The organism is Rubrivirga sp. (assembly GCF_049648075.1).
GTDB lineage: Bacteria > Bacteroidota > Rhodothermia > Rhodothermales > Rubricoccaceae > Rubrivirga.
This window is the reverse complement of sequence record NZ_JBARYR010000203.1, coordinates 1-10238: the sequence shown is the minus strand read 5'-3', so window position 1 is coordinate 10238 and position 10238 is coordinate 1. Positions and strand designations below refer to the sequence as shown.

4 protein-coding genes are annotated in these 10238 nt (G+C 63.8%); 1 reads left to right on the top strand and 3 read right to left on the bottom strand.

The window, feature by feature from the left end; translation table 11 throughout:
* Window positions 1-97: 97 nt before the first annotated feature.
* The 3 genes from hflX to WBA11_RS05830 form a co-directional block, all read right to left on the bottom strand.
* Window positions 98-1471 (bottom strand): GTPase HflX, encoded by a 1374-nt coding sequence (gene hflX, locus WBA11_RS05840; RefSeq protein WP_424519774.1) that lies wholly within the window; start codon window positions 1469-1471, stop codon window positions 98-100.
* A 144-nt stretch (window positions 1472-1615) separates the two neighbouring features.
* Window positions 1616-3682, bottom strand: a complete 2067-nt coding sequence (locus WBA11_RS05835; RefSeq protein WP_424519773.1) for a BatA domain-containing protein — start codon at window positions 3680-3682, stop codon at window positions 1616-1618.
* Window positions 3683-3800: 118 nt separating this feature from the next.
* On the bottom strand, window positions 3801-6908 hold the full coding sequence (locus WBA11_RS05830) for a choice-of-anchor Q domain-containing protein (protein WP_424519772.1): 3108 nt from the start codon (window positions 6906-6908) through the stop codon (window positions 3801-3803).
* Window positions 6909-7137: 229 nt separating this feature from the next.
* Here WBA11_RS05830 and uvrA point away from each other — a divergent pair, with 229 nt between their 5' ends.
* A complete protein-coding gene (uvrA, locus tag WBA11_RS05825) occupies window positions 7138-10059 on the top strand; it encodes an excinuclease ABC subunit UvrA (protein WP_424519771.1) in 2922 nt (973 codons plus the stop codon).
* Window positions 10060-10238 lie beyond the last annotated feature (179 nt).

Genomic DNA, 10238 nt, shown 5'->3' with positions numbered 1-10238 from the left:
TAGACGCGCAAGAGGCGTTCCAAGTGACGCGGGCGAGATGCGGATTCGGCCCGTTCAGAACGATCCTCGACCCGTTCGGGGTTCTCCTGGTCGTGAGCTAGGCGGACTCGTCCTCGAGGTCGGCGCTTTGGGCCGTCCCGACCCAGCGCAGGTTGCCGAACCGCTCGAGCATCCGGTCGAGGTCGGGGGCGTTCTTGGTCGAGGCGCGGAACCGCAGGCGTGTCACGGCCAGCTCGTCGGCGCTCGCGTCGAAGGCGTCGCTCGCGAACCCGAACTCCTCCTCCACGACCTCGGCCACGCTGTGGATGTGGGCGCGGGCCTTGGGATCGGAGACCGGCAGAAGCGCGATCCGGTCGACGTAGTCGGACTCGACGAGCGCCAGGGTCTGGGCTCGCAGCTCATCGAGGCCGATTCCGCGAGAGGCCGAGATGAATACGGCGTGGTCGTGCGCGGCCTCGAGTTGGTCCAACAAGCCCTTGTTCTCCAAGGCGTCGACCTTGTTGAACACCATCAGCGTCGGCTTGTCCGTCGCGTCGAGTTCGGCCAGCGTCTCGTTCACGACGGCGATGTGGTCCTCGGCGTTCGGGTGCGTCACGTCGACGACGTGGAGCAGCAGATCGGCCTCGCGGACCTCGTCCAACGTGCTCTTGAAGCTCTCCACGAGGGAGTGGGGCAGCTTGCGAATGAACCCGACGGTGTCGGCGAGCAGGATCCCCTTATTTGTGTCGAGGTCGACCTGGCGCGTCGTCGCGTCGAGCGTGGCGAACAGGCGGTCCTCGGCGAACACGCCGGCGCCGGCCATCGCGTTCATCAGCGTGCTCTTGCCCGCGTTCGTGTAACCGACGAGCGCAACGCGCGTCTGGTCGCCACGACCCTTGCGCTGCGTCGTCCGCTGTCGGTCGATCTTTTCGAGGTGGTCCTTCAAGACCGAGATGCGGCGGCCGATCAACCGGCGGTCGGTCTCGATCTGGGTCTCGCCCGGCCCGCGCATTCCGATACCTCCCTTCTGGCGCTCGAGGTGCGTCCAGGCCCGCGTTAGGCGCGAGCGGAGGTAGGTCAGCTGAGCCAACTCGACCTGCGCCTTGGCCTGTGCCGAGCGCGCCCGGCTGGCAAAGATGTCCAGGATCAGCCCCGAGCGGTCGACCAGCTTGACGTTGTTCTTCTCGGCCTCGAGGGCTTTCTCCAGGTTGCGGACCTGGACCGGCGTCAGGTCATCGTCGAACACGACCAAGTCGGCGCACTCCTTCTCGACGCGCTTGCGAAGCTGCTCCACCTTGCCCTTTCCGATGTACGTCGCGGAATGGATGCGGGCCAGGTTCTGCGTCAGGCGAGCGGCCGTGTCGGCGCCGGCTGTGTCAGTCAACAGCTCGAGCTCGTCGAGGCCGTCGTTGAGATCGGCGATGGAGGCGTCGGGGGTCTTGACGCCGACCAGCACAGCGGTCTCACGTCGTCGGGCGGTCAGTGGGGTCAAAAGCAGAAGCGGGGGTCTTGGGAAACGAGCCAGGGCACCGATGCGTGCCCGTCGACGTGAAGCTAGAGTGCGAACGTCGCCCGCTCTGGCAATTCCCCGTGCTCATTCGCGCTCCAATTCGAAAGCCTACGTCCTCGAGGTCGGCTACGTCGAGGACGGCTTCCACCGCGTCGTGACGAGGGTTTCGGCGACCAGGCACGCGAGCGCGATCCCGAGCAGCCACGTCCACACAGGCGTCCTCGAGGACGACTCTTCGTCGAGCAGACTGGCAGCGTCCGCGACCAGGCGGACCGGGCGTCCCGTCGCGTCCTCCAAGCGCCGGACGGCTTCGTCGGCATCGAGAGCGGCGGGGTCCGACTCGCGGGCGCTGTCGTTGACGGCCACAACACGAAGCGTGCGGTCGCCTTGCACGACTCGGTAGAGCCCTGCCGTCGTAACCGCGTCGTCCACATCGAGGACGACGGCTCCGGGGACGGTCCGCTGCGGAGGCGAGAGAGCGATTCCGTCCGGCCCCACCAGGCGGAGCGCCGCCCCAGCTTCGACGCCCTCGACGCGGACAGATCCGCCCTGGCGGGCCCTCAGCTCGCCCTCGTCCTCGATCGCGGAACCCGCAGACAGGTAGGCGGCGGAGCGGAACAGGAGCGGCACGAACAGGCCGCTCTGTGGGAGGTCGCTCCACTCGAGGTCGGGCGCGACGCCGACGTAGAGCAGGCTCCCTCGTCCTCGACGGATCTCTTGTACGAGCGGCGGTCCGGCTTGCGTCCCGATGAGCGTGGACTCGTTGGCGCCTCCGGGTCGGTACTGCGCGATCTGGCGAATGTCGATGGCCTCGGGTCGAGGGCGGGCGGCGTCGAAGACACCGGCGAACACCGGATGCTCGAGGTCGACATCGGTGGACGTGCCGAGAGATTCGGTCCCGTCGCCCTCGAGGCCGTCGACACGGCCGCCACCGACGGCCGCGAGAAGAGGATTCATCGAGGCAGGATCGTCCGATGGAAACGTAAGGACGCCGCCGCCGTCGGCGACGAACGACGCCAACCGCCCCACGTCGCCAACTGACGACACGCCTGCGAGTACGACTGCGTCGTACCGATCGAGGTCGGCGCCAGCGAGTCCCCCTTCGGCCACTTCGTTGAGCACAACGCTCCCTCCCTCAGCGACGACACCGAGCGCGAGCGCGACCAGATCCGCCCGTTGCCCGTCGCCGCGAACCAGGAGAATGCGGGGCGGCGGCGGCACGCGGAGTGCGAAGTAGCGGACGTCGTCCCACTCGGCGGCGTCGCCCTCGATGCGGACCTCGCCTCCGACCCAGCCTCGAACGGTTGGCGTGACGGTAAAGGGCACTTGAACTGGGACATCGGGCACGACGTCGACCGCCGTCTCCGCGACGCGCTCGCCATCGAGCACGAGCGCCGCGCCGACTGTGCCGGGCCGACCGCCGTACCGCACGACGGTCGCTTGAATCTGGACCGGACGCCCTGGCTCAACGATCTGGCTCACGACCTCGAGGTCGGTCACGGCCGTGTTCACTTGACGCCGTCCTCCGAGTGGTATCAACGTCACGTCGACGTCGTCGGGTAGCGTCGCGCTCACGGAGTCCGTGAATGTGGCCGCCTGCAGATCGCTCACTACGATGACCTCTCGGCGCGGGTGAATCGCGCCCTCGAGCAGGCTCGCGGCCCGAGATACGGCCGCCGTCAGCGTCTCCGCTCCTGGCCGCGCCGACATCGCTTCGACCGCATCGAGGGCGGGTCCGACGGTCGAGAATGGGACCGGTCGGTACTCGGGTGGCCTCGCCATCGGCAGAACGGTCTGCTCGTCGCCCGCGCTCCCGGTCTCAAGGACGGCAGCGCCAAGCTCCCGCGCCTGGTCGATCAAAGCGCCCTGCGCGTCGCGGAGTCCCATCGACCGGCTGTTGTCGACGACCAGCGCCAGGCTACGTGGCGCGCCGTCCTCGAGGACGCTCGCGCCGGCGGTCGGGGTCGGACGTGCGAACGCGAGCACCAGACAGACGACGGCGATCGTCCGGAGTGCGAGCAGCAGCCACTGCCGGATGCGGACGCGCCGCATCGAAGTCGCCTCGATCTCGCGGACGAAGCGGAGCGTCGAGAAGTCGAGGCGGTCGGGCCGTCGGAAGTTAAAGAGGTGAACCGCGATTGGAATCGCCGCCGCGGCCAGACCGGCTAGGATGAGTGGATTCAGAAAGCCCATGACTCGCGAACGTAGCCACACCTAGGGCTCGCGCTTGGCTCGACAAGAAGCGCCCCGACCAGCCAAAGCCAGTCGGGGCGCTCTCGAGTCGTCCTCGAGGACAGCCCGCCTAGGTACGTTAGCGAACGACGGTGATCTGCTGGACTGCCATTTGGCCAGCTGACTCAAGCCGAACCAAATAGACACCGGCGGCCAACGTCGACACGTCGAGGTCGGCCTCGAGGTCGGAGCCAGGCGCGGCATCGCCCTGATAGGCGGTCAATACGCGTTGGCCCAGCACGTTGTAGACCGCGACACTCGCGGAGCCGGCTTCGGCGACCGTGAACGAGACGGTTGCTCGGTTCGCAACAGGGTTCGGGCGCGTCGGGAGGAGCGCGAAGGCGACGTCGCCTTCCGGGCCGTCCTCTTCTGCGACCGGAGTCCCGTTAAGCTCAACGGCGCCGATGTCCTGTCCGACGCCGCTCCCAAACCCACCGCGCTGCAACCCGCGCTGGTCAAACTCGAACATCGAGTTTCCTGCGTCTACGGCTGGACTACCCGCCGCGGGAGCGTGCGTGAGAGTAAAGCCTCCGTTGTTGCGAAGCGGTCCGAGCATTGGCGTGACACCCGTCACGTTCGTTGACGTCTCGCCCTCGAACGTGCATCCGGCATCGGACTCAATCAGGTTATTACCGCCCGACTGAAATGTGCCCCGGCAGTCAGCGCCTTGGCCAGTCGCTTCGTTGGCTCCTACAATCGTGTTCGTCAGCGTGAACGTCTGCCCTTGCGATACCAAACCTCCACCGTCTGAACCGGCCTCGTTCAGCGCAATTGTGGAGCTCGCAATTGAGATCGTCGCGCCTCCATTGTCATAGACGCCACCGCCGGCATCGGTCGCTGTGTTCCTCGTGACGGTCGAGTTACCGAGGTTCAACTCCCCTCCTCCAGCGATCCAGAGACCACCGCCCTCACGAGCGCTGTTGTTGGATACTGTTGTCTGACGGACGAAGACCTGCCCTGCACCACCGGCGTGAAGGCCGCCACCGTTGCCTGGCATCGCTGTCGCAATCGAGTTGCCGTCGATGGTCACGTTTCTCATCTCGACCGACGTCGTAGCTGCACCCGTCGCGGCATCGTCAAATAGCTCGATGCCACCTCCAGCTCGGTTCGCTCGGTTCTCTACGATCTGAGAGAAGGCGATGCTTGCCGTCGTCCCATCGGCGAGCATGAGCCCTCCCCCTGATCCCGACGTTCCAGTTGCGGCGTTGCCCTCGAGGGTGACGTAGCGCAGAGATGCCGCGCCTCCGGTCTCGACGAAGATTCCACCGCCTCCGATTCCTGCGGCGTCGCCCGTCGCTCGGTTGTTTCTGATCAACGTGAACACCGACCGATCACCATCAATGGCGTCTTCGTCATCGTCGCGGCGGTCGTTCCCCTCGTCGTCTCTTCCGTCTCCATTGCCGTCGCCATCATCACCCGCTAGGCCGATGTCACCAGCTCCACCGTTGAGCGCGAGCGTACCACTCACCCAGACACCGCCTCCCTCAACCGCGACGTTGTTCTCCACGAGACCTCCGGAGATGATGACGTCACCACCGCCGCTATGAAGTCCGCCACCGTTGCCCGGCATGGCAGTACCGATGGTGTTGGCTCGTAGCACGACGTCTTCGAGAATCACCGTTCCACCTGCGTCCTCGATGCCGCCACCGGCACGGTTCGCTCTGTTTCTCGACACGACGGCCTCGGTCATCGTTAGCACGCCCGCCGAAAACACTCCGCCACCCGATCCTAACGTACCACTCGCGACGTTGTCGGTGATCTGTGCATCGGCTACCGTCATCGTACCTGAAGGCGTCGCATACAACGCTCCACCGCCCTGCGTCGCCTCATCACCGGTCGCGATGTTGTTGGTGAACACGGCCGGCTCGTTGAGGACACCCCCGCTTGTGACAATCAGGTCTCCACTCGTCCAAATACCGCCTCCCTCAACGGCCCGGTTTGAGTCGAACTCGCCACCCGATACCGTCACGGTGCCACCGCCGCTGTGGATGGCACCGCCGTTACCAGGGTTCGCCTGGTCGATCACAGTGTTCTGACTAAACGCAGATGCGACCACCGCCACAATTCCATTCGCGTCCTCGATGCCCCCACCCGCACGCCGAGCGACGTTTGAGGTAAAGACACCGGATCGTACGGTTAATGTGCCCCCGTTGTTGAAAACGCCGCCGCCCGAACCAGCCGCTCCTGTCGCCGAATTCCTGTTGACCGTCGTCGTATCCATTCGGACGTCACCACCATTGTTAAACACAGCTCCGCCGCCGTTGTCCGCGTCTGCTCCCTCGGCACGATTATCTGTGAACACCGTTCGAGCAATGGTCATCGTCCCGGTGCTGTTCCAGAAGCCTCCACCCTCACTGCTTGCTACGTTTCGCGAGACCGTTCCTCCGCGGATAGACGCGGAGCCCGATCCCGTGATGTGAAAAGCACCACCATTGCCAGGGTTGGAACCCGCCCTGTTTCTGGAGAAGCTTACGTCGGTGAGTAGTGTAGATCCTCCGTTCGCCTCAATTCCGCCCCCGGCGCGGTTCGCCTCGTTATTGGTGAACGAGGAACGCCGAAGGGTCACGGTCCCACGGTTGTTAAACACCGCGCCTCCCGACCCTGAGGTTCCTGTCGCCCGGTTTGAGTCGAAGGAGACGTTCGTCATCGTTGCGGATCCACCCTCGACGTAGACAGCTGCACCTCCGTCTGTGGCCGCGCTGCCTGTGGCCTCGTTTCTAGTAAACGAAACGCCTTCAGCAACCAGTCTAGCGTCAGGTTGAACGAGGACTGCACCCCCTCGTGCGCCTCGGCCTCGTGCGAGCCTAATATTTGTCAGTGTCAATACGCTGGACTCAACCTCGATTAGACGAAACAAAAAATCGCCGCTGAGCTGGACGGATGTAGTCTCGGACGTACTACCGTCTACGGTTAGGCTGTCCGTGACAGTCACCGGCCCGGACTGGAAGGTTATGGAACCGGATTCGAGGTCTTCGTCGAATATGATCTCGTCAGCGCCGTCTCCGGCTTCACAGCCACCTACGGGCTCATCAGTATTCGCGGCCTCGACGGCCTCGCGGAATGAGCAGTTACCGTTGTCAGTTGTCTCGTCCTCGAGGGTAGTGACAGTGATCGTATCTGCCGAGACGCTTCCGACCGAAGCGAAGAAGAAGGCCAGTACAAGTAGCCGGGCGTAGAGACGGGCCATTTATTGGGAGGGGTGAGAGAGGGGTGAGTGAGATTCTTACCGTCGGGTACCGACTCCACTCCAGTCTGTTTCCGCAGTTAACTGAGGCTGCCATATACCGAAGCACTGCTCACTTGAGTAGAGCGTCTGTGCATGCCGCTGACACGGCGCCTTCACCATTCATAGGCATCTTCGCCGACCTCGAGGGCGTTCCGTTCTCCCCTAGAATCTCTCAGCTACCTATCTCGCGATGGCGAACGCATCGGTCCTTCCCCACTCACTGAAGAACAGCATTCAGAAGCGGTTCGTCGGCCGTGAGCTCGTCGTCAAGGGCGCTCGCCAGCACAACCTCAAGAACGTCGACGTCACGATCCCGAAGAAGAAGCTGGTCGTGGTCACGGGGCCGTCTGGGTCTGGAAAATCGTCGCTCGTGTTCGATACGATCTACGCGGAAGGACAGCGCCGCTACGTCGAAAGCCTGAGCGCGTACGCACGCCAGTTCCTCGACCGGATGGACAAGCCCGATGTCGACCTCATTACGGGTTTAGCCCCAGCCATCGCCATCGAGCAGCAGACGGGGACGAAGAACCCTCGCTCGACCGTCGCCACCCAAACGGAGGTCTACGACTACCTACGGCTTCTCTTTGCCCGTGTCGGGACGACCATTTCTCCAGTCAGCGGCGAGACTGTCGTGCGCGACTCACCACGATCTGTCGCCGAGGCCGTCCAGGCGTCCCTAGATGAGAAAACTCGGTTTTACCTGTGCTTCCCGTTCCCGAAGCACAAGGGGGCCAAGAAAACCGACGAACTCGAGGCGCTTCGAGCCCGAGGGTTCTTCCGACTGATCGCTCTTCCCACAGAAAAGCAAGCCGCGAAGGGAGCACAACCCGATGTCATCGACCTGAGCGAGACAGAGCCCTCTGCGGTGAAGACGCCCGTCAATCGCCTGCTGGTTCTCGTGGATCGGCTCGCCACAAACCCCGACCAGAGCTCTACGACAAGTCGCATCGCAGACTCCGTCGAGCAGGCGTTCCGCGAAGGTGACGAGCGTGTAGTCGTCATCACCGCGCCACGCGAAGGTCTGTTTGAGACCCTCGAGTTTTCGGCGCGGTTCGAGCGAGACGGCATCACCTTCGAGGACCCGACGGCCCAACTCTTTTCGTTCAACAGCCCGCTCGGAGCTTGCCCAGCGTGTCAGGGCTTCGGGCGTGTCCCCGGAGTCGATCCAGACCTAGTCGTCCCCAATCCCGAGCTCTCCCTTCGCCAGGACGCCATCGCACCGTTCCGCACGGAGCAGTGGTCGAAGCATCAACGGTCGCTCCTGCGGATGGCCGGCCGAGAAGGAATCGACCTTGACGTGCCCTATACCCTCCTCCCCCAGTCGCACAAGGACCTTGTCTGGTCTGGAAAGGGCGACTACGTCGGCGTCGACGGTTTCTTCTCCTACCTCAAGAAGAAGGCTTACAAGATGCATTTCCGCATCTACTCCGCTCGTTTTAGGGGTTACACGCGCTGCTCCGCATGCGACGGCTACCGGCTCCGCCCACAGGCGTTGCACGTGAAACTTCGGGGTCCTGCACTCGGCACCGAGGGCGACGAGCGCCGGTGGTTTCACATCGGAGAGCTCGCCGAACTCACGACCGCCGACGCGCGAGCATTCTTCGACGCCGTCGACTTGAGCGACCACGACCTCGAGGTTGCGAGCCGCATCTTGGATGAGGTGCGCAAGCGCTTGGGGTATCTCGTCGAGGTCGGACTCGACTACCTGACGTTGGACCGGTTAGCAATGACGCTGTCGGGTGGAGAAACGCAGCGCATCAACCTAGCGACGTCGCTAGGTTCATCGCTCGTCGGAAGCCTCTATGTCCTCGACGAGCCCACGATCGGATTGCATCCTCGCGACAACGACCGACTGATTGCGATCCTCGAGGGGCTGCGCGACATTGGCAACACTGTCCTGGTGGTCGAGCACGACGAGCAGATGATGCGTCGAGCTGACCGCATCATCGACATTGGCCCGGGGTCGGGTGCGCTCGGCGGTGAGATCATCTTCGAAGGGACATTCGAGGACGCCCTCGAGGACGAGAACAGCCTGACGGGCGCGTACCTGTCTGGCCGCAAGACCATCCCTGTTCCCAGCGAGCGCCGTGTCCGGAATGAGGATCGCCAGATCGTGATCAAGGGCGCTCGCCAACACAACCTGAAGCGGCTTGAGGTCGCGTTCCCCCTCGACCAGATTACCGTCGTGACCGGCGTCTCAGGGTCTGGCAAGTCGACCCTCGTCCACTCGACGCTCTACGCAGGATTGCAGCGCCTCAAGGGGCGCGACTTCGAAGGGAAAGTAGGTGCCCACGACCACATCGAGGGCGCGGACTTGATCGAGAGCGTCGAGATGGTCGACCAGACACCGATTGGCAAGAGCCCGAGGTCCAACCCCGTCACCTACATCAAGGCGTTCGACGCGATTCGGGAACTGATGGCCTCGACGCACCAAGCAAAGGTGCGTGGCTATCGGGCCGGCACGTTCTCGTTCAACGTCCCTGGCGGGCGATGCGAGACCTGCCAGGGCGAGGGCGTTGTTCAGATCGAGATGCAGTTCCTTGCGGACCTCTACCTCGAGTGTGAGGCCTGCCACGGAGCCCGCTTTAAGCAGGACGTTCTGGAGATCCGCTACAAGGGCAAGAACATCGCTGAGATTCTCGCCCTCACTGTGGACGAGGCCGTCGACTACTTCACTGGCCAGAAGCGGGTTGAGAAGAAGCTCAAGACGCTCCAAGATGTAGGTCTGGGATACCTCACGCTCGGGCAGCCGTCGAACACGCTCTCGGGCGGCGAGGCTCAGCGCGTCAAACTGGCCGCTCACCTGAGCAAGACGCACCAAGGTCACACGCTCTACCTGTTCGACGAGCCGACGACGGGGCTCCACTTCGACGATATCCGCAAGCTCCTGGCGGCGTTCAACGCCCTCGTCGAGGCTGGTCACTCGGTCGTGCTGATCGAGCACAACCTCGATGTGATCAAGGCGGCCGATTGGGTCATCGATATCGGTCCCGAAGGCGGCCGACGGGGCGGGTTTGTCGTCGCCGAGGGGACGCCGGAGGACCTGGCAGCTATCGACGAAAGCCATACTGGCCAGTTTCTGAAAGAGGCGCTCGCCGTCGGGAGCCCGTAGCCTTTCGGTTGGTACATCTTCGTGCCCCGCTCCACATGACGTGCCGCCGCTTCGGATCGCCCTGTTCACGGGCAACTACAATCACGTCGAGGACGGTGTTTCGCGGACGCTCGGGCGGCTCGTTGGGTACTTGATCGACGAGGGGCACGAAGTCCTGGTCGTCGGACCGTCCATTTCGA

Coding starts and splice junctions, on each gene's coding strand:
- WBA11_RS05835 (WP_424519773.1), bottom strand. CDS start 3,682: ATGGGCTTTCTGAATCCACTCATCCTAGCCGGTCTGGCCGCGGCGGCG.
- WBA11_RS05830 (WP_424519772.1), bottom strand. CDS start 6,908: ATGGCCCGTCTCTACGCCCGGCTACTTGTACTGGCCTTCTTCTTCGCT.
- uvrA (WP_424519771.1), top strand. CDS start 7,138: ATGGCGAACGCATCGGTCCTTCCCCACTCACTGAAGAACAGCATTCAG.